The organism is Microbacterium abyssi (assembly GCF_015277895.1).
In the GTDB taxonomy this organism is placed as follows: Bacteria; Actinomycetota; Actinomycetes; order Actinomycetales; family Microbacteriaceae; genus Microbacterium; species Microbacterium abyssi.
This window is the reverse complement of record NZ_CP063815.1, coordinates 304,572-323,640: the sequence shown is the minus strand read 5'-3', so window position 1 is coordinate 323,640 and position 19,069 is coordinate 304,572. Positions and strand designations below refer to the sequence as shown.

Sequence of the window (19,069 nt, the reverse complement as noted above, 5' to 3'; positions counted from 1 at the left end):
GCGCTTCGTGACGTCAAGGTGAACGCCGGACGACATCCGTGTGGCCGGCCCGCTCCCGGCCGGGACCAGCACGCCCGCTCAAGCGCACCTGTCCTGAAATGGGCGGTTCAGGCCCGGCCCACGAGGTTGCCGGTTGCCGACGCGTGCACTTCGAACGTCATCGTGCCGGGTGCGTAGCGGTCGTCGCCGTATTCGATCGGGATGCCGTCATGGGTCTGCGTCTCGCGGCGCAGCCGCAGCAGTCGCGTGGATCGGCGCACACCCAGGAGTTCGGCATCCTCGCTCGAGGCCGCGACCGTGTCGATCCGATGCGTGCCCGAGGCCATCGCGAACCCCGCGACCTGCAGCGCGGCCATGACGGAGGGCTCGTCCGGCGGCAGCGACTGGATGACCGACGCCACGCGCGGCGCGTAGGTGGTGCGTTCGACCATGACCGGCCGGCCGTCGAGGGTGCGCAGCCGTGTCACGCGCAGTACATCGTCGCCTGTCCGCATCCGCAGCACGCGCGCGTCGACTGCCGTCGCAGGTCCGTACTCCTGCCGGACGACCCGACCGCCGGGCGTCATGCGTCGCGACTGCGCCCACTGCGCGAACGACCGCATCTCGGCGAATTCCTGCGTGCGGAAGTCGGCGCGCACGCGCCAGCCCGAGCCGGGATGCGATTCCACGAGTCCTCGGCGCTGCAGGGCGGCGAGCGCATTGCGGACGACGCCGCGCGAGACGCCGTAGTTCCCGGCAAGGTTCTGCTCGCCCGGCATCCGCTCCCCCGCGCCGAACTCCCCCTGCACGATGCGGCGACGCAGGTCGTCGGCGATGTCGCGGTAGCGGGTCATCCGGCTGCGTCCCTGATCGTCACGGCGCCCAGGGTAGAGCACCGAGACGAACGGCCGGCCTCACGCCGAGTCGCGCACGACCAGTTCGGTCGGCAGGATCGTGACCTTCGGCGGCTCCTGGCCGGCGAGCCGCGACAGCAGCACCGCCGCCATGGTCTCGCCCTGCTTGTACATCGGCTGACGCACCGTCGTCAGAAGCGGGTCGGTCGTCAGAGCCACCGAGGAGTCGTCGTAGCCCACCACGGCGACATCGTCCGGAACACGCAGCCCGGCCCGGCGCAGTGCGGTGATGACCCCGCGCGCCATCAGGTCGCTCGCCACGAAGATCGCGTCCGGTGTTCCGGCGGCGAGGATGCGGCGTGCGGCCTCCGCTCCGCCGGCTTCGAAGTAGTCACCCTCTTCCACGGCGAACGGCTCGAGCCCGGCATCCGCCAGCCCGGCGCGGAAGGCCTGCAGACGGTCACCGGCGGCGAGCATCGTCAAGGGGCCGGTCACCGTCGCTATCCGTGTGCGTCCGGTGTCGATGAGGTGCTGAGTGGCCGTCCTGGCTCCCGCGAAGTTGTCCACATCGACGACGTAGTCGCTCTCGCGTGCGCGGATTGGCCGTCCGCCGAACACGGTGGGCACGGCATCCGCGATCGTGTCGATGTAGGCGTCATGGGTGTGATGCGAGACGATGAGCGCGCCGTCGACGCCACCGTTGCGCACGAAGCTCGCCATCTTGTCGCCCGGGTCATCGCTGGCGATGAGCAGGTTCAGGATGTAATCCGATCCGGCCAGGGCCCCGGTGATGCCCGCCACGATCGCCGCGAAGAACGGATCGCCGAAGAATCGGGTGGTGTCCTCGGGGACGATCAGGGCGATCGCGTTCGTCTGCCGCGACGCCAGCGAGCGCGCGGCCCGGTTCGGGACATAGCTGAGCTCTGCGATCGCGGCCTGCACGGCCTTGAGCGCCTCAGGGCTGACGGCCGTCGAGCCGTTGACGACGCGCGAGACGGTCGACCGCGACACGCCTGCCGTCGACGCCACCTCTTCGATGGTCGCGCGAGCGGGCACAGCTCTCCTTCCGGCCGCGCGATCAGAGGGAGCGTGCGGCGATGATCCGAGCGTACTCGCGGCCGCTGTCTTTCACCGTGCGCTTCTGGGTGTCGTAGTCGACGCGCACGATTCCGAACCGCTTGTCGTACCCCCAGGCCCACTCGAAGTTGTCCATCAGCGACCAGTAGAAGAAGCCCCGCACATCGACGCCGGCATCCGCGGCATCCAGCACTGCTGCCAGGTGGGCGCGGACGTACTCGACGCGGTCTTCGTCGTGCACCTGACCGTCCTCCGCGACCACGTCGTCGAAGGCTGCGCCGTTCTCGGTGACGTAGAGCGTCACGCCGCGCTCTGCGGTGTAGTCGTCCGACAGGCGGCGCAGCAGACGCGTGAGGCCCTCCGGCTGGATCTCCCAGTTCTGCGCCGTGCGCGCGAGCCCGCGCTCGACGGCGTGGATGCCGGCATCCGACGGGTAGGGGCTGCGTCCCTTGCGCTCGGTACGCGGTGCGCCCGACACCGGCGGATGCTCGGGTGCCGTGCCCGAGAGCAGATCGCCGTGATAGTAGTTCACGCCCTGCGTGTCGATCCGCTGCGAGATCGTCTCGAGATCGCCGTCGCGGACGGCGACCTCGAACTGCGCGACCGCATCCGCGTCGACGGCCCGGAGATCCTCGATGATGTCGGCCGGGTACTCGCCGCGATAGATCGGGTCGAGGAACCAGCGGTTGAACTGACCGTCCACGCGACGCGCGGCATCCACGTCCGCCGGGTTCTGGGGATCGGCCGGATCGGCGACCGTGTGATTCAGCGTGATTCCGAGATTGAGGTTCGCGTCTCGACCGCGCAGTTCACGAATCGTCTCGCCGTGCGCGAGCAGCTGGTGATGCGCGGCGAGCAGTCCCTCGGCGATGCTGGTGTGCCCGGGCGCGTGCTCGCCGCCCGTGTAGGAGAGGAACGACGAGCACCACGGCTCGTTCAGGGTCGTCCACACGTTCACCCGGTCACCGAGTGCGTCATGCATGGTTCCTGCGTACTCGAGGAACCGGTCGACGATGTCGCGGCTCGTCCAGCCGCCGTTCTCCTGCAGCGCCTGCGGCATGTCCCAGTGGTACAGCGTCAGCCACGGCAGGATGCCGGCACCCAGGAGTTCGTCGACGAGACGACTGTAGAAGTCGACGCCCGCCTGGTTGACGGCACCGCCGTCGGGCCGCACGCGCGACCACGAGGTGGAGAAGCGGTACGTCTGCAGCCCAAGGCTCTTCATGAGCGCGACGTCGTCACCGTACCGGCGGTAATGGTCGCAGGCGATGTCGCCGTTGTCGCCGCCGATGACGGCGCCGGGAACCCGGGCGAAGGCATCCCAGATGGACGCCGTCCTGCCGTCCTCGAAGGCCGCACCCTCGATCTGGTAGGCCGCGGTGGCCGCACCGAAGAGGAAGTCGTCCGGGAACCGCCTGGTGGTCATATGCGTCATCCTTTCACCGCGCCCGCCATGATGCCACTGACCAGCTGCTTGCCTGCGACCGCGAAGAGGATGAGCAGGGGCAGGGTCGCGAGCACCGCACCGGTGAGCACGATCGAGTAGTCGATGTAGTAGCCGGACTGCAGCTGGCTGAGCGCCGTCTGCAGCGTCGGGTTCTGGGGGGAGAGCACGATCAGCGGCCACAAGTAGTCGGTCCACGCCGTCATGAACGTGAACAGCCCGAGGATCGCCATCGCGGGACGCGCGGCCGGGATGCCGACGGTCAGGAACGTGCGGAACTGGTTCGCGCCGTCCATGCGCGCCGCCTCGATCAGCTCATCCGGGATGACGTCGACGAGGTACTGGCGCATGAAGAACACCCCGAACGCCGTGACGAGAGTCGGGATGATGACCGCGCCGATCGACCCAGTCCAGCCGAGTTCGCGCATGATCATGAACAGCGGAATGATCCCGAGCTGGGTCGGGATCGCCATGGTCGCGATCACGAAGACCATGAGTCCCTCGCGGCCCTTGAAGCGGAGCTTCGCGAACGCGTACCCCGCCAGCGTCGAGAACGTGACGACCGAGACCGTGATCACCGTGGAGATGATGAACGAGTTGCCCAGCGCGAGCCAGAACGGGATGGCGTCGAACACCTTCGCCGCGTTGGCGAAGAAGTTCCCGCCGGGGATGAGCGGCAGTGTCTCGCCCCGGGTGGAGTTGGTGCCGCTGGCGACGACCACCGACCACCACAGCGGATACACGCTGCCGATGATGAACGCGGCGAGGAGTCCGTAGGTGAGGAAGCCCGGTCGGCTGCCGATGCCGGCCGTGCCGCCGGCCGGCCTGCGCCTGCGGATCTTCTCGGGCACGCTCAATGCCTGCGTGGCGGTCATCGTGCGATCTCCTCGTTCTTGCGTGCGGCGTTCTTGCGCGCACGGCGGCGCGCGGCGCGGTTTGCCTTCGGTGCGTCTCCGGTGGCGATGCGCCGGGAGAGCAGGAAGTTGATCACGCCGATCCCGACGATGAGCAGGAACAGCAGGATGGCGACGGCGGATGCCTCGCCGAGGTTGCGGCGGAAGAAGGCCAGCTCCCACAGGAACAGCACCGTGGTCTGGAACTGCCGGTCGCTGCCGCCGATGCCGCCCGCCGTGGAAACGTCGAACAGCCGCGGTTCTGCGAAGATCTGCAGTCCGCCGATCGTGGACGTGATGATGACGAAGATCAGGGTCGGGCGGATCGTCGGGACGGTGATCGAGAAGAAGCGGCGCCCCGCGCCCGCTCCGTCGATCGCGGCGGACTCGTAGAGGTCGCGCGGAACCGCCTGCATCGCGGCCAGCAGGATGAGGGCGTTGTACCCGGTCCAGCGGAAGTTCACCATGATCGCGATCGCGATGTGCGAGAGGAAGGTGTCGTGCTTCCACTCCTGATCGGCGATGCCGATGAGGTTCAGCAGGTTGTTAGCGAGGCCGTCGGCCTCGTTGAAGATGCTGGAGAAGATGATCGCGACGGCGACCGGCGTCACCACGAACGGGATCAGCACGCTCATGCGCCAGATGGTCGGCGCCCGCAGACCGCGATCGAGAAGATAGGCGACCAGCAGCGCGACCGCGAGCTGCGGGATGGCGGAGAGCAGGAAGATGCTCAGGGTGTTGAAGATCGAGTTCCAGAACATCGCGTCGCCGAGGATCTCGACGAAGTTGCCGACGCCGACGAAGTCGCCCTCGCCCTTGAGCAGATCCCAGTCGTGCACAGCCACGTACACGGTGTACACGAGCGGGAACAGGCCGACCAGGCCGAACAGGAGGAAGAACGGCGCGACGTAGAAGTACGGCGAGGCGTTCTGGTCGAACCTCGAGACGCGGTGGCGCCAGGAGCGCTTCGGCGCGGCATGGGCCGTCGCGGCGGATGCCGTGTCACGGCGCTCGCGGGGCGGGGCGGTGAGAGTCATGAGTTCTGCCTCAAGATCGGATGCTGCAGGTCGCAGTTTCTGCCGGTTTGGCGGCGCCGAAGCGGCAGAAACTGCGACCTGAGCGTGGCGGATGTCAGCCGACGAGGTCGTTCAGCAGCTGGATGGCCTGGTCCCAAGCGCCCTGCGTGTCGGTCTCGCCGCGGTCCAGGCTGCTCAGCGCAGGGCCGAAGACGTTCTCCTGGATCACCGAGTCGTGCTCACCCTTGAACTGCGCCACGACGCCCTTCGCGCGCTCGGCGAGGATGGCACCGGTGGGTGCGCCGTTGAAGAGCTCGTTCGGCGTGGCTGCGGCTGCCAGCTCCTCCTGCGCCTTGACGGTCGAGGGGAAGTTGCCGGCCGCGGCGGACTGCTTCACCTGCTGCTCGGGCTGCGTCAGCCAGTCGGCGAGCTCAGCGGCCGCTTCCTTGTGCTCGGACGTCTCGGGGATCGAGAGCCAGGCGCCACCCCAGTTGGCCGCACCGCCCGGGAAGACGTCGGCGAAGTCCCAGCCGGTCGACGCGTCGCCGCCGCCGGCTTCGAGCTGCCCGGCGATGGTCCCCAGCATCCAGCCGGGGCAGACGAACGTCGCGAACGTGCCGTCGACGAACGACTTGCCGCCGTTCCAGTCCCAGGCCGCCTGCGCGGCGGACTGGCCACCCTCGGTCGCCGCCCCCAACAGCTCGAAGCGCTCCTGCAGTTCCGCGTTGCCCTCGACGTTGAGCTCGCCGTCGGCGGTGTAGTAGCCCTCATCGAGCTGGTTCACCATCGAGTTCCACACGAACCCGGAGTGGTCGTACCAGGCCTTGCCGGTCTTCGCCGTGTACTCGGCGCCGACCTCGAAGTAGTGGGCCCAGTCGCCGTCCAGCAGCTCGGCGACGGACTCGCGGTCGCTGGGGAGCCCTGCAGCCTCGAGCGCGGGGCCGTTGTAGCAGATGCCGGACGGACCGATGTCGGTGCCGTAGCCGATCACGCGGCCCTCCGCGTCGGTCCCCTGCGCGTACTTCCAGTCGACCCAGTCGTCCTTGCGGTCCTCGATGCCGTAGTCGCGCAGGTCGACGAAGGTGTCGGAGACGTCCATGATGGCGCCGAGCCAGCCCTCTTCGATCGCGACGATGTCGCTGAGGCCGGAGCCTGCGGCGATCTTGGTGAACGCGTCGGTGCGGGCGTTGCCGCCGGTGTCGATATTGCTCGCCTCGATCGTGACGTTCGGGTGCAGCTCCTCGTACTCCTCGTAGAGCTCCTCATACCCGAAGGTGCCGAAGGTCGTGACGGTCAGCGTGACGTCTGCGTCGGAGCCGGCGTCGGCCTCGCTGCCTCCGGCCGAGCAGCCGGCGAGGGCGAGGGCGGAGACGGATGCGACGGCTGCTGTCGCCAGCAGGCGTCGGCGGATGGGTGTGTTCACGGTTCACTCCTTTGTGGTGGTGGTGCGGTGGGTGTGCAGTGGTACTTCAAACGCGTGGACGACCATGGGAGCGCTCCCACGATCCTTGAGTCACTGTATGGGAGCGCTCCCATCGCTGTCAAGCGGGATTGCGTTCACACGGGACGAGTAGCCTTGGCGCGTGCCCTCCTCCGCGCTGTCCCCTGCCCTCACCCGCGCCGCTTCACTGATCGGCACCGTTCCGGACTATCCGGAACCCGGCATCCTGTTCCGCGACATCACGCCGCTGCTGGCCGATGCCGAGGCGCTCCGCGCGACCACCGACGCGATCATCGAGCCGTTCGCCGGGCAGTTCGACGTGATCGCCGGCATCGAGGCACGCGGATTCCTCATCGCCGGAGCCGCCGCGATCGCGGCGGGCACGGGCCTCATCCCGATCCGCAAGGCCGGCAAGCTGCCGCGCCCCGCGGCATCCGTCGACTACGCGCTCGAGTACGGTACGGCCACGATCGAGATGCACGACGATCTGCCGGCCGGGTCTCGCGTGCTGCTGATCGACGATGTGCTCGCCACCGGCGGCACGCTCGCAGCCGGCCGTCAGCTCATCGAGCGCCTCGGATCACACGTCGCCGGCATCTCCGTGCTGTTCGAGATCGAGGGACTCGGCGGACGCGAGGCCATCGGCGACCTGCACACCGTCTTCCACTCCTGACGCAGGGTGCACTGACCCGCCTGCGGCGCGCGATTCAGTGCGGTCCCTCCACGAGGGCGCGTCGGTTCGCCGCATAGTTCGGGCGACCGACGAATCGCCAGATCAGGCGCACCGGTGCCGGGAGGTTCTTTCGCAGCCACACGTCGCCGCCATCGGGCTGAGCGGCGAGGATCGCGCCCATCGCCTGCCAGTTCCGCCCTCGGGGAATCGATCTGCGGCCATGCTCGCTCGCCGCGACCATGTCCTTCTGATCGAGCACCTGCTCCATGACCGGGACGATGTTCTCCTCCTCGTCCGGCAGGTGCGCGACCAGCGCCGCGTTGATGCCGGACAGCGCGCTGAGCACAGCCTTCGCGTCGGCCGAGCGGCCGGTGGCGCGCCACCCGGGCAACGCCGCGTCGAGTTCGTCGAGGTGGACGAGCATCTGAGCATGCTGTGACTTCATCCGCTCGACGTGCAGCGCGCACGGCGGTGCCTGCGCGCTCAGCCGATCCCAGAGATTGGCGTCCTCGAACTCGTGATGTCCGTGCAGCCCGACCGACAGCATGCCGAGGTGTGCGGCGACGACCTCGGCGTGCGCCGCATCGCCGTCTTTCACCCCTTGGACGAGAGCGCCGCCCTCGCCGAAGCCGGTCTTGAACCACCGGTGGATCTCTGCCATGCCGCTTGCGTCACAGGGCATCTCATGCTCCTTGCCCGGGCCCCAGAATCCCGATGCGCACAGCGTAGACCCGGGTGCGAGCATCCGTCTACGTCCAGGACCGGGCGTGCGGCCCGTGCCGATAGACTGGGGCTGCCCGCCTTCCCGCGACTTCCGGAGCCGTTCATGCCCACCATCGTCGTCGACGTCATGCCCAAGTCCGAACTGCTCGACCCGCAGGGGAAGGCTGTCGCAGGTGCGTTCTCGCGCATCGGCGTCGAGGGCTTCAGCGACGTTCGCATCGGCAAGCGCTTCGAGCTCTCGGTCGACGGCGAGGTCACGGATGCCGTGCTCGCCGAGGCGCGCCGCCTGGCCGAGGATGTGCTTTCGAACTCCGTGATCGAGGACGTCGTGGGCATCGAGGTCGTCGAGTGACCGTCCGCATCGGGGTCATCACCTGGCCGGGCTCCCTGGACGACCGTGATGCGCAGCGTGCCGTGCGCCTCGCCGGCGCCGAGCCCGTCGCGCTCTGGCACGGTTCGCACGACCTCGAGGGCGTGGACGCCCTGGTTCTTCCCGGCGGATTCAGCTACGGCGACTACCTGCGCTCCGGTGCGATCGCTGCGCTCTCGCCGATCATGGCCGAGGTGAAGGATGCCGCCGGCAAGGGCATGCCCGTGCTCGGCATCTGCAACGGCTTCCAGATGCTCGTCGAGGCGCACCTGCTGCCCGGGGGCCTGATCCGCAACGACCACCAGCACTTCGTGCGCCGCGACCAGACACTCACGGTCGAGAACTCCGACACCGCGTGGACGAACACATTCCGCCGGGGCCAGGAGATCGTCATCCCGCTGAAGAACGGCGAAGGCGGCTACATCGCCTCCGAGGACACCCTCGACCGACTCGAGGGCGAGGGGCTCGTGGCGTTCCGCTATGCCGGCGTCAACCCGAACGGGTCACTGCGCGACATCGCGGGTGTCACGAACGAGGCGGGGAACGTCGTGGGCCTCATGCCGCACCCCGAGCACGCCACCGAGCCCGGCTTCGGACCGGACACCGCCGCCGCGATGCGTTCGGGCGTCGACGGCCTGGGCTTCTTCCAGGCCGCCATCAACGCCGTCGCGCGCGTCGCCGCGTAGCCCGTCGACTGGAGTCGGCTTCGACTCGCCTGCGGCTCGCTCAGCCCGTTTCGTCTCGCTTCGCTCGCTCAACGACCCGCGGGAACTGCGTCTGTGGGTCGTTGAGCGGAGGCGGCGCAGCCGCCGCAGACGAAACGCGGTGAGCGAGGAGCGCCGGCGACGAGTCGAAGCGTGATGTCAAACGGTTCCGGCGGGCGGCCACACGCCGATGATCACGGCCATGATGACGAGGGTGACGAGCTCGTGCGCGATGTTCAGCGTTGTCAGCGAAGTCGATCGGCCCTCGAACGCGTCGTGCGTGATGAAGCGCGCCGCCGTGAAACCGGCCCATAGGAGCACGGCCGTGACGATCGTGCCGAGGAAGAACGATCCCTCGTAGAAGTGCCAGGCGATGGCGGATGCTCCGGCGAGCACCCACGCGGTGATGAAGCTGACGATCACGGTGGTGATGATCGGCCAGACCGCGCTCTTCGCGGAACCGGTCATGTCGACGTTCGCCAGGCGCGCCCAGCGCGTGCCGAACACCTTCGGTGTGTACCAGATCGAGCCGACGACCATGCTCGAGAGCATCGCGAGCAGCACAGCCCAGTAGTTGATCTCGGGAACCATGGTCTCTCCTCGGGTGGGTTGACGCCGAGCGTATCGTTCCGCGACGCCCGCGGTCGATAGGCTCTCCGCGGTCGATAGGCTCAGAACGTGAGTCTCTTCGTCACCGTGCCGACCGCCCGCCTCGCCGAGAACATCGGCCCCCTCCCCGAAGGAGTGGAGCTGGAGATCTGGGACATGGCGTCCCCGGCTCCGCGCGAGCGGATCGATCTGGTCGTCCCGCCGTACATGGGCGGCACGAAGTTCTTCGGCGGCCTGGAGGGACTCGACGTCGGCCTCGTCCAAAGCCAGTCGATCGGCTACGACGGCGTCGAGGAGGTGCTGCCAGGCGGCATCCCGTTCGCGAACGCCGCGAGCGTGCATGAGACGTCGACGGCCGAGATCGCGCTCGCGCTGACCCTCGCCGCGCAGCGGCAGTTGCCCCGGTTCGTCCTCGCCCAGCAGGACGGCGAATGGTCGCCGGTGTTCGCCGAGAGCCTCGCCGATCGCAGGGTGCTGCTCGTAGGATTCGGCGGCGTCGGCGAGGCGATCGCGCTGCGCCTGGAGCCCTTCGAGATCGACCTGACCGTCGTCGCGCGCACCGCCCGCCCCGTGTGGCATGAGCGGCTCGGGCGGGTGCAGGTGCATGCGATCGACGAGCTGCCGGCACTGCTTCCGGATGCCGAGATCGTCATCCTCGCCCTCCCTGGCGGCAACGCGACCCACCACCTGTTCGACGACGAGCTGCTCGGTCGGATGGCCGACGGCGCGCTGCTGGTCAACGTCGGCCGCGGCACCCTGATCGACACAGACGCGCTCGTGCGCCAGCAGGGTCGCATCCGTGCGGCGCTGGATGTTCTCGATCCGGAACCGCTGCCGGCGCAGCATCCGCTCTGGAAGACCGATGGCGTCCTCATCTCGCCGCACGTCGGCGGGGCATCCACCGCTATGAATCCGCGCATCGCGCGCCTGATCCGCACGCAGATCGAGCGGATGCTGCGCGGCGACGCCCCCGTCAATGTCGTGATCGGCGGCTAGCGCTATAGTTCTTGACGCGCGGATGCCGGGCGGCGCACGCATCCGTCCACCCACTGCCGAACCGATTCGATCGGCGATCTAGCGGGTCTGTAAGCGTTTGCAGTAGGCTCGACCGCATGACAGAGCTCGAACAGTTCGCCGCGCCCGGTTCCGAGTGGTGGCGCAGTGCCGTGATCTACCAGATCTACCCCCGTTCCTTCGCCGACGCATCTGGAGACGGCATCGGCGACCTGCCCGGTATCACCGGCCGCCTCGACGCGCTGCAGGAGCTCGGCATCGACGCGATCTGGCTGAGCCCGTTCATGACGAGCCCCCAGAAGGATGCCGGCTACGACGTCGCCGACTACCGCGACGTCGACCCGATCTTCGGCACCCTCGCCGACTTCGACGAGATGCTCGCGCAGGCCCACGCCCGCGGCATCCGCGTCATCGTCGACCTCGTCCCGAACCACTCCTCCGACCAGCACGCCTGGTTCCAGGAGGCGCTCAAGGCAGGCCCCGGCAGCCGCGAGCGTGCGCGGTACGTGTTCCGCGACGGCCGCGGCGAGAACGGCGAGCTGCCCCCGAACAACTGGGAGAGCGTGTTCGGCGGCGGGATGTGGCAGCGCGTGACCGAGGCCGACGGCACCCCCGGCCAGTGGTACCTGCACATCTTCGACGCCACCCAGCCCGACTTCGACTGGACCAACGAAGAGGTCAAGGAGGAGTTCCGCTCCATCCTGCGCTTCTGGCTCGACCGCGGCGTCGACGGATTCCGTGTGGACGTTGCTCACGGCATGGTCAAGGAGGCCGGTCTTCCGGACTACGCACCGGTGGCGGACGCCGACTCGATGGGCGGCGGCGAGGAGAACGTGCCGTACTGGGGTCAGGACGGCGTGCACGACATCTATCGCGACTGGCATCAGGTCATGGCCGAGTACGACGGCGACCGCGCACTGTGCGGCGAGGCCTGGCTGCCGACGCTGAAGAAGACGGCGCTCTGGGTGCGCCCCGACGAGATGCACCAGACGTTCAATTTCCCGTACATGATGACCGAATGGGATGCGGCGAAGATCCGCGACATCATCCGCGAGTCGCTCGACGAGTTCGGCAAGGTCGGCGCGCCGAGCACCTGGGTGCTGTCGAACCACGACGTCATCCGGCACGCCTCGCGCCTGGCGCTCACCGCCGACAGCCCGCAGGGCGACGGCATCGGCCCTCTGTCCGCGGGCAAGCCCGACCCGTCCGCCGGCCTGTCGCGCGCACGCGCCGCGACCACCGCCATGCTCGCGCTCCCCGGCTCGTCGTACCTGTACCAGGGCGAGGAGCTCGGCCTGCCCGAGGCCATGGAGATCCCCGACGAGTTCCGTCAGGACCCGACCTGGTTCCGCACGAACGGCGAGCGCTACGGCCGCGACGGCTGCCGCGTGCCGATCCCGTGGGAGTCAGGCGCCCCGGCCTTCGGCTTCAACACCACCGGGGACTCCTGGCTGCCGCAGCCCGGCGAGTGGGCGACGTTCGCCCGCGACGTCGAGCAGGCGGATGCCACCTCAACTCTGAACCTCTACAAGGAGCTGCTGCGGCTGCGCCGCGAGCGGGACCTCGGCATCGGCTCACTGGTGTGGGAGGACCTCGGCGAGCAGACCGTGGCGTTCCGCCGCGGCGACCTGCACGTCGCGGTGAACCTCGGCGATGCGCCGCTGGAGCTCGGCGACGACGTGACGTTCGTGGTGCAGAGCCAGCCGTTCGACGGCACCGCCCTGCCGACCGATCACGCCACCTGGTACACGAAGGGCTGACGCCGGCGCATGGTCAGCATCGATGAGGTCGCGCGCAGGGCCGGGCTGTCGACAGCCACGGTCTCGCGCGCCCTCAGCGGCCGCGGCTATGTCTCGGCGGCGTCCCGCGAGAAGGTCCGCCTCGCCGCACAGGAGCTCGGCTACGTGGTCTCCTCGCGGGCGTCGAGCCTGGCCTCGGGACGCACCAGGAACATCGGCGTGGTCGTGCCGTTCCTGGATCGCTGGTTCTTCAGCACGGTGCTCTCGGGCGTCTCCAGCGCCCTGATGCGCCACGGGTACGACATCACGCTGTACAACATCACCGCCGACGAGGACGTGCGCAAGGATGTGTTCGAGACGGCGCTGCGGCGCCAGCGGGTGGATGCCGTGATCGCCGTCGCCATCGAACTCGACGAGGATGAGACCGAGCAGCTGCTCGCGCTGGGCCTGCCCGTGATCGCGATCGGCGGTCCGAATCCGCGCCTGGACACGCTCACGGTGGACGACTTCGGACTCGCACAGCTCGCCACGCAGCACCTGCTGCGCCTCGGGCACACCGAGATCGCGCACATCGGCGCGAACCCGGAGTTCGACATCGACTTCCACATCCCGACCCATCGCCGGCTCGGCTTCGAGAAGGCGCTGGCGGATGCCGGAATCACCCCGAAACCCGCCTACCTGGAGCCCGCCGACTTCACCGTCGACGGCGGCTACCGCGCGGCCAAGCAGCTGCTGGGACGGCCGGGACCCCGCCCGACGGCGGTGTTCGCGGCATCCGATGAGATGGCGGTCGGCGCCGTGCTCGCGGCGCGCGATCTGGGATACCGGGTGCCGGAGGATCTCTCGGTCGTCGGCATCGACGGCCACGAACTCGGCGAGTTCTTCCGCCTGACGACGGTCGACCAGTTCCCGCTCGCGCAGGGCGAGCGGGCGGCTGCGGCCGTACTCGCCAAGCTCGAGGCGACCGACGAGCAGGCGTCGCAGGCTGCACTGCCGTTCGAGCTGATCGTGCGCGGCACGACGGCGCGCGTCCAGGACAGGTGACCCGACGGCGGAACCGGCCATGTGGCCGATGTGCGCCGGATGCCGCACCGGCGAGCATCGAAGCATGAACACCCGTCGTGAATGGCTCATCGCCGCCGGCCTCATCATCCTCGCCCTCATCCCGTCGCTCGCCGGAGCCGTCCGTGTCGGCGAGATCGCCGCCGACGCACCCGTCACGTCCGCCAACGCACGCTTCATGGAGATGCCGCTGCCCGTGGTCGTGCACATCATCGGCGCACTGGTGTACTCACTGATCGGCGCGTTCCAGTTCCTCCCCGGGCTCCGCCGCCGTCACCTCGGCTGGCATCGGTTCGCCGGGCGCTACCTGCTCGTGCCGGCCGGACTCGCCGTCGCGCTGACCGGCCTGTGGATGACGGCGTACTACGACGCCCCGCCGATCGACGGGCTCGCGCTGCAGATCTCCCGGTACGTCGTCGGCGTGCTGATGGCCATGTCCATCGTGCTGGCGCTCGTGGCGATCGCCCGCCGCGACATCCCTCAGCACGGCGCGTGGATGATCCGTGCGTATGCACTCGCCATGGGCGCCGGCACGCAGGTGCTCACCTCGGCGCCGTTCGCGATCCTGTTCGGCGCGCCGGACGAGTTCTGGCGGCTGGTGCAGATGGACGCCGGGTGGCTGATCAACATCGTCGCCGCCGAGGTGATCATCCGCCGCACGATCCTGCGGCGCCGGCCCGCCGGACTGCCGCGTGAGCACACCGTCGCCGCGTGAGCACAGTCGCGTGGGTAACATGCCGAGTGTGCCGACCCCACGCGACGCGGAGCGCCTCTCCCGGTTCGACATGAGCCCGGCCGGCCCGAGACCGCGGGACATGGTGCTCGTCATCGCGCTGGTCGTGCTGGCGATCCTCGAGACCGCCCTCCGCACCGACCTGTCGTGGCCGGTGGCGACGGCGGCCGTGACGACCCTCGCGCTGGCTGCCCTGCCGTGGCGGCGCTCGCATCCGCTGCTCGTCGTCGCGACGACCACGGCCCTGTCGGCCGGCTTCGAGGTCGCCCAGGTGCTCGGCGGCATCCCGACCGGCGGCCTCGTCGCCATGTTCGCCCTGCTCATGGCGCCCTACGCGCTGTTCCGCTGGGGTTCGACGAAGGAGCGGACCATCGGCGGCGCGATCCTCGCGGCCGGCCTGCTGTGCTCGCTCGCGCTGAGCGGTACGAATCTGTTCACGCCCGAGGGCATCGCCGGCGTCGTCGCCGGAGTGGCCTTCGTCGGCGGGGCCGTGCTGATCGGCGCGCTGCGGCGGGAGCGCGTGGCATCCAGAGCCAGGGACTTCGCGGCGATCCGTGCCCAGGAACGCGAGGCCCTCGCGCGCGACCTGCACGACACGGTCGCGCATCACGCGTCGGCGATCGTGATCCGCGCGCAGGTCGCGAGCATGGCGGTGACGAATCTGCCCGCCGACGACATCGTCCGAGATTCACTCGAGGTGATCGAGCGCGAGGCCTCCGCCGTGATGAACGACATGCGCGCCCTCGTGGGGGTGCTGCGCGGCCCTGTCGAATACGCGCCGTCGCCCGGCATCGCCGAGATCGAGGACTTCGCCGCCGACGGGCCGCCGAAGGTCGTCGTCACGGTCGAGCTGCCGGCGGCCGTGCCCGACATCGTCGCGACGACCCTGTTCCGCATCGCGCAGGAGGCCATCACCAACGCACGCCGCCATGCCACGGGCGCGACGTCGATCCGCGTCGCCGTGACCTCGGCACCCGGATCGACGCACCTGACGGTCACCGACGACGGGCGATCCGCGGCATCGCCCTCCGGCGACGGTCACGGGCTGCGCGGCATGAGCGAGCGCGCCGCACTGCTGGGCGGCACGGTCGAGGCGGGGCCCGCTCCGGACGGCGGATGGATGCTGCGCGCTGTGATCCCGACGAGAAGCGTCCGATGATCCGCGTCCTCATCGCCGACGACCAGGAGCCGGTCCGCACCGGGCTGCGGCTCTTGCTCGACACGGCCGCGGACATCGAGGTCGTCGCGGAGGCCGCCGACGGCGCCGAGGCGGTCGCGCTGGCACGGCGCACCCGGCCGGACGTCGCGCTCCTCGACATCCGGATGCCGGGGCTCGACGGCATCCAGGCCACCGAGCTGCTGGCGGGCGAGGGCGTCGCCGACCCGGTTCCGGTGGTGATCATCACGACGTTCGACCTCGACGAGTACGTGTACGGGGCGCTGCGCGCGGGCGCGCGGGGCTTCCTGCTGAAGGATGCCGGACCCACGCTGATCGCGGAGGCCGTGCGGGCGGCGGCCGCCGGCGATGCGCTGATCTCACCGCGGATCACGACCAGGCTGCTCGCGGAGTTCGCGCCGACGGCATCCGCTTCCCGGCCGGCCGCCGAACCGCTGACCGCACGCGAGGAGGAGGTGCTGGCGCTGCTGGCCGCAGGCCTCACCAACGTCGAGATCGGCGGACGTCTGTTCCTCTCGCTCGGGACCGTCAAGACGCACATCGGCGCGATCCTCGCGAAGATCGGCGTGCGCAATCGTGTGGAGGCCGCGATGTGGGCGTACGAGACCGGGCGGGTGAAGCGCTGAGGATGCCGCGATAGGCTGAGTGCGGAGAGTCGGGAAGCCTGGTCGACGCAATCTGCCGTCGACCCGAAAGGCGCTCATGTCGCCCTCCGCTCCCCGTATCCGCCGCTTCTTCCCCTCCTCGTCCGCGGCGGAATCGCTCCGCATCACCGAGATCCTGCGCAAGGAGACCGTCGGCGGTGTCCTGCTGGTCGCCCTCGCCGTCGTAGCGCTGGTGTGGGCGAACTCGCCCTGGTCGGAGTCGTACTTCGCGATCAGGGACTTCGAGATCGGCTACGAGCCGTGGCACCTGCGGCTCAGCATCGGCGCATGGGCGGCCGACGGTCTGCTGGCGATCTTCTTCTTCCTCGTCGGTCTCGAGCTCAAACGCGAGTTCGTCAGTGGAGACCTGCGGCAGTTCAGCACGGCGATCGTGCCCATCGTCGCGGCCGTCGGCGGGGTCGCCGTGCCGGCGATCATCTACCTCGCCGTCGTCGCGGAATCGGCGGAGGCATCCCGCGGGTGGGCGATCCCGACGGCGACCGACATCGCCTTCGCGGTCGCCGTGCTGGCCGTGATCGGCTCGCATCTGCCGAGCGCGCTGCGGATCTTCCTGCTCACCCTCGCCGTGGTCGATGACCTGATCGCCATCGGGATCATCGCGCTGTTCTACACCGAGACGGTCGAGGTCGTCCTGCTGCTGCTCGCGCTCGTCGTGATCGCGGTCTACGGCGCGATCGCCCAACTGTACCGGCGCTTCTTCCACCTGCGGCCGACCGCCGCGTGGCTCATCCTGCTGCCGATCGGGGTCGTCGCGTGGGTGCTGCTGCATGCGTCCGGCATCCACGCCACGATCGCCGGGGTTCTGCTCGGCTTCACCATCCCGGTGCTGCACAAGCGGGCGGATCGCGGGCCGGACGCAGGTCCGGGCCTGGCCGAGGTGTTCGAGCACCGGTTCCGTCCGCTGTCGGCCGGGTTCGCGGTGCCGGTGTTCGCGTTCTTCTCCGCAGGCGTAGCGATCGGCGGCGCTGAGGGCTTCGTCTCGGCGTTCTCCGACCCGATCGTGCTCGGGATCGTGCTGGCGCTCGTGCTCGGCAAACCGCTGGGCATCACCGCCGCCACGTGGGCCATCACCCGCATCCGGCGGATCGACCTCGATCCCGCTCTGCGCTGGCTGGACATCCTCGGCGTCGGCGTCCTCGCCGGGATCGGGTTCACGGTTTCGCTCCTGGTCGCCGAGCTCAGCTTCGCCGCGGGGACCGAGGCGCACGATCACGCCAAGGTCGCGATCCTCACGGCCTCCGTGCTGGCAGCGGTCCTGGCATCCGTTCTTCTGGGTCTGCGCAACCGTCGCTATCGCGCCTCCGAGTCCGCGCCCTGAGCGACTGACAGCGTCGGCCTCACGCCGGCGGGAAGCCGCCGCTCAGCCGGCCGTGGAACAGGCCGCTCGCGTCGTTGAGTCCCCTGAGCTCGACGGTCTTGCCGTGCTGTGCGTACTTGGTCTCGATCGCGTCGAGGGCGGCGACGGTCGATGCATCCCAGATGTGCGAGCGCGCCATGTCGATCACCACGCGCTCCGGGTCGTCGGCGTACTCGAACTGCGTCGTGAGGTCGTTGCTGGAGGCGAAGAACAGCTCGCCGTCGACCGTGTAGTGCGCAGCATCCGCTGACACGCTGCGCGTCACGGTCGCGAAGTGCGAGACGCGGCGGACGAACAGGACGGATGCCACGATCACGCCGGCGACGACCCCGATCGCCAGGTTCTCGGTGAGCACGACGAGCACGACGGTGGCGACCATGACGATCGTCTCGCTCTTGGGCATCCGGCGCAGGGTCGACGGGCGGATGCTGTGCCAGTCGAACGTCGCGACGCACACCATGATCATCACGGCGACCAGCGCCGCCATCGGGATGATCGCGACGACGTCGCCCAGGGTGACGACGAGGACGAGCAGGAACACGCCGGCGCAGAACGTCGAGATGCGGGTGCGGGCTCCGGAGACCTTCACGTTGATCATGGTCTGGCCGATCATCGCGCAGCCGCCCATGCCTCCGAGGAACCCGGAGAGCATGTTCGCGACGCCCTGCCCCCATGCCTCGCGGGTCTTCCGCGAGTGGGTGTCGGTGATCTCGTCGACGAGCTTGGCCGTCATGAGCGATTCGAGCAGCCCCACCAGAGCCATCCCGAGGGAGAACGGCGCGATGATCGTGAACGTCTCCCAGGTGAGCGGGACGTTCGGGATGAACAGCTCGGGCAGGCTGCGCGGCAGCTCGCCCTCGTCGCCGACGGTCGGGACGTCGAGGGCGAACAGCACGACGACGGCGGTGACCAGGATGATGGAGATCAGCGGCGCGGGCACGATCTTCGTCAGGCGCGGCATCAGGATCATGACGAGGATGCCGCCGGCCACCAGCGGGTAGACGAGCCAGGGCACGTCGATCAGGTGCGGCAGCTGCGCCATGAAGACCAGGATCGCGAGCGCGTTGACGAATCCGACCATGACGCTGCGGGGGATGAAGCGCATGAGCTTCGCGACGCCGAGGACGGCGAGCAGCACCTGGAAGACGCCGGCGAGGATGACGGTGGCGATGAAGTAGTCCATACCGTGCTCGCGCATGACGGGGGCGATCACGAGGGCGACGGCTCCGGTCGCGGCGCTGATCATGGCGGGGCGGCCGCCGACGAACGCGATCGACACGGCCATCACGAACGCCGAGAACAGTCCGACCTTCGGGTCGACCCCGGCGATGATCGAGAACGCGATCGCCTCGGGGATGAGCGCGAGTCCGACCACGAGCCCGGCGAGGACTTCGCGGGTCAGCAGCCGCGGCGACTTCAGCGCGGTCAGGACGGACGGATTCGGCCGGTAGCGGGCGCGCTCGTCGACGGTTGCCATGCGGACTCCAAGGGTGAACGCCCCGATTGGGGCAGATCAACTGTATCCGGGGGTGTCGCCGA

Annotated in this window: 19 protein-coding genes; 10 read left to right on the top strand and 9 right to left on the bottom strand. The window is 69.2% G+C overall.

Translation table 11 applies throughout. From position 1 onward, the window contains the following. Positions 1-107: 107 nt before the first annotated feature. The 6 genes from IM776_RS01595 to IM776_RS01570 form a co-directional block, all read right to left on the bottom strand. The gene (locus tag IM776_RS01595; RefSeq protein WP_194421348.1) at positions 108-833 is read right to left on the bottom strand and encodes a GntR family transcriptional regulator; all 726 of its coding nucleotides are present in this window, start codon (positions 831-833) and stop codon (positions 108-110) included. Positions 834-893: 60 nt separating this feature from the next. Continuing rightward, positions 894-1,889, bottom strand: coding sequence for a LacI family DNA-binding transcriptional regulator (locus IM776_RS01590; RefSeq protein WP_194421347.1), 996 nt, complete (start codon positions 1,887-1,889; stop codon positions 894-896). Positions 1,890-1,911: 22 nt separating this feature from the next. Next, a complete protein-coding gene (locus IM776_RS01585; protein ID WP_194421346.1) occupies positions 1,912-3,336 on the bottom strand; it encodes a GH1 family beta-glucosidase in 1,425 nt (474 codons plus the stop codon). Positions 3,337-3,341: 5 nt separating this feature from the next. Beyond that, entirely contained in the window at positions 3,342-4,229 is an 888-nt protein-coding gene (locus tag IM776_RS01580; protein ID WP_194421345.1) for a carbohydrate ABC transporter permease, read from the bottom strand. Next, a complete protein-coding gene (locus tag IM776_RS01575; protein WP_194421344.1) occupies positions 4,226-5,284 on the bottom strand; it encodes a carbohydrate ABC transporter permease in 1,059 nt (352 codons plus the stop codon). The genes IM776_RS01580 and IM776_RS01575 overlap by 4 nt, the downstream gene beginning before the upstream one ends. Positions 5,285-5,378: 94 nt before the next feature. Next, positions 5,379-6,686, bottom strand: coding sequence for an ABC transporter substrate-binding protein (locus IM776_RS01570; protein WP_194421343.1), 1,308 nt, complete (start codon positions 6,684-6,686; stop codon positions 5,379-5,381). 160 nt (positions 6,687-6,846) lie between these two features. On the opposite strand from IM776_RS01570, the gene IM776_RS01565 reads away from it, so the two are divergent. Next, positions 6,847-7,377 carry an adenine phosphoribosyltransferase gene (locus IM776_RS01565; protein WP_194421342.1) on the top strand — a complete coding sequence of 177 codons (531 nt, stop codon included), beginning with the start codon at positions 6,847-6,849 and terminating at the stop codon, positions 7,375-7,377. 34 nt (positions 7,378-7,411) lie between these two features. Here the strand turns inward: IM776_RS01565 and IM776_RS01560 are convergent, their stop codons facing one another. Further along, entirely contained in the window at positions 7,412-8,059 is a 648-nt protein-coding gene (locus tag IM776_RS01560; RefSeq protein ID WP_194421341.1) for a hemerythrin domain-containing protein, read from the bottom strand. 144 nt (positions 8,060-8,203) lie between these two features. Between IM776_RS01560 and purS the strand changes: the two genes are divergently transcribed. Together purS and purQ are read left to right on the top strand one after the other, a co-directional pair. After that, positions 8,204-8,452, top strand: coding sequence for a phosphoribosylformylglycinamidine synthase subunit PurS (purS, locus tag IM776_RS01555; protein WP_194421340.1), 249 nt, complete (start codon positions 8,204-8,206; stop codon positions 8,450-8,452). Further along, complete coding sequence (gene purQ, locus IM776_RS01550) at positions 8,449-9,156, top strand: phosphoribosylformylglycinamidine synthase subunit PurQ (protein WP_194421339.1); 708 nt, start codon at positions 8,449-8,451, stop codon at positions 9,154-9,156. Before purS ends, purQ begins: the two co-directional genes overlap by 4 nt. Positions 9,157-9,333: 177 nt before the next feature. Here purQ and IM776_RS01545 read toward each other — a convergent pair whose 3' ends face one another. Continuing rightward, positions 9,334-9,765, bottom strand: a complete 432-nt coding sequence (locus IM776_RS01545; RefSeq protein WP_194421338.1) for a DUF1761 domain-containing protein — start codon at positions 9,763-9,765, stop codon at positions 9,334-9,336. An 87-nt stretch (positions 9,766-9,852) separates the two neighbouring features. Between IM776_RS01545 and IM776_RS01540 the strand changes: the two genes are divergently transcribed. The 7 genes from IM776_RS01540 to nhaA all read left to right on the top strand — a co-directional run bounded on the left by IM776_RS01540 (position 9,853) and on the right by nhaA (position 17,491). Continuing rightward, entirely contained in the window at positions 9,853-10,779 is a 927-nt protein-coding gene (locus tag IM776_RS01540; RefSeq protein WP_228479854.1) for a 2-hydroxyacid dehydrogenase, read from the top strand. Positions 10,780-10,895: 116 nt separating this feature from the next. Then, the gene (locus IM776_RS01535; protein WP_194421337.1) at positions 10,896-12,557 is read left to right on the top strand and encodes a glycoside hydrolase family 13 protein; all 1,662 of its coding nucleotides are present in this window, start codon (positions 10,896-10,898) and stop codon (positions 12,555-12,557) included. 9 nt (positions 12,558-12,566) lie between these two features. Next, on the top strand, positions 12,567-13,580 hold the full coding sequence (locus IM776_RS01530) for a LacI family DNA-binding transcriptional regulator (RefSeq protein ID WP_194421336.1): 1,014 nt from the start codon (positions 12,567-12,569) through the stop codon (positions 13,578-13,580). Between the two features lie 64 nt (positions 13,581-13,644). Next, positions 13,645-14,313, top strand: coding sequence for a DUF2306 domain-containing protein (locus IM776_RS01525; protein ID WP_194421335.1), 669 nt, complete (start codon positions 13,645-13,647; stop codon positions 14,311-14,313). Between the two features lie 28 nt (positions 14,314-14,341). Then, positions 14,342-15,490, top strand: coding sequence for a sensor histidine kinase (locus tag IM776_RS01520; protein ID WP_194421334.1), 1,149 nt, complete (start codon positions 14,342-14,344; stop codon positions 15,488-15,490). After that, the gene (locus IM776_RS01515) at positions 15,487-16,134 is read left to right on the top strand and encodes a response regulator (RefSeq protein ID WP_194421333.1); all 648 of its coding nucleotides are present in this window, start codon (positions 15,487-15,489) and stop codon (positions 16,132-16,134) included. Before IM776_RS01520 ends, IM776_RS01515 begins: the two co-directional genes overlap by 4 nt. Positions 16,135-16,210: 76 nt before the next feature. Then, the gene (gene nhaA, locus IM776_RS01510) at positions 16,211-17,491 is read left to right on the top strand and encodes a Na+/H+ antiporter NhaA (protein WP_194421332.1); all 1,281 of its coding nucleotides are present in this window, start codon (positions 16,211-16,213) and stop codon (positions 17,489-17,491) included. 19 nt (positions 17,492-17,510) lie between these two features. On the opposite strand, the gene IM776_RS01505 is transcribed toward nhaA, so the two are convergent. After that, entirely contained in the window at positions 17,511-19,007 is a 1,497-nt protein-coding gene (locus IM776_RS01505; protein ID WP_194421331.1) for a SulP family inorganic anion transporter, read from the bottom strand. Positions 19,008-19,069: the final 62 nt, after the last annotated feature.

Excerpts from the sequence above, each read along its gene's own strand:
- IM776_RS01515 (WP_194421333.1), top strand. The coding sequence starts at position 15,487 with ATGATCCGCGTCCTCATCGCCGACGACCAGGAGCCGGTCCGCACCGGG.
- IM776_RS01580 (WP_194421345.1), bottom strand. The coding sequence starts at position 4,229 with ATGACCGCCACGCAGGCATTGAGCGTGCCCGAGAAGATCCGCAGGCGC.
- IM776_RS01525 (WP_194421335.1), top strand. The coding sequence starts at position 13,645 with ATGAACACCCGTCGTGAATGGCTCATCGCCGCCGGCCTCATCATCCTC.
- IM776_RS01545 (WP_194421338.1), bottom strand. The coding sequence starts at position 9,765 with ATGGTTCCCGAGATCAACTACTGGGCTGTGCTGCTCGCGATGCTCTCG.
- IM776_RS01585 (WP_194421346.1), bottom strand. The coding sequence starts at position 3,336 with ATGACCACCAGGCGGTTCCCGGACGACTTCCTCTTCGGTGCGGCCACC.
- IM776_RS01535 (WP_194421337.1), top strand. The coding sequence starts at position 10,896 with ATGACAGAGCTCGAACAGTTCGCCGCGCCCGGTTCCGAGTGGTGGCGC.
- nhaA (WP_194421332.1), top strand. The coding sequence starts at position 16,211 with ATGTCGCCCTCCGCTCCCCGTATCCGCCGCTTCTTCCCCTCCTCGTCC.
- IM776_RS01595 (WP_194421348.1), bottom strand. The coding sequence starts at position 833 with ATGACCCGCTACCGCGACATCGCCGACGACCTGCGTCGCCGCATCGTG.
- IM776_RS01505 (WP_194421331.1), bottom strand. The coding sequence starts at position 19,007 with ATGGCAACCGTCGACGAGCGCGCCCGCTACCGGCCGAATCCGTCCGTC.
- purS (WP_194421340.1), top strand. The coding sequence starts at position 8,204 with ATGCCCACCATCGTCGTCGACGTCATGCCCAAGTCCGAACTGCTCGAC.
- IM776_RS01530 (WP_194421336.1), top strand. The coding sequence starts at position 12,567 with ATGGTCAGCATCGATGAGGTCGCGCGCAGGGCCGGGCTGTCGACAGCC.
- IM776_RS01575 (WP_194421344.1), bottom strand. The coding sequence starts at position 5,284 with ATGACTCTCACCGCCCCGCCCCGCGAGCGCCGTGACACGGCATCCGCC.
- IM776_RS01560 (WP_194421341.1), bottom strand. The coding sequence starts at position 8,059 with ATGCCCTGTGACGCAAGCGGCATGGCAGAGATCCACCGGTGGTTCAAG.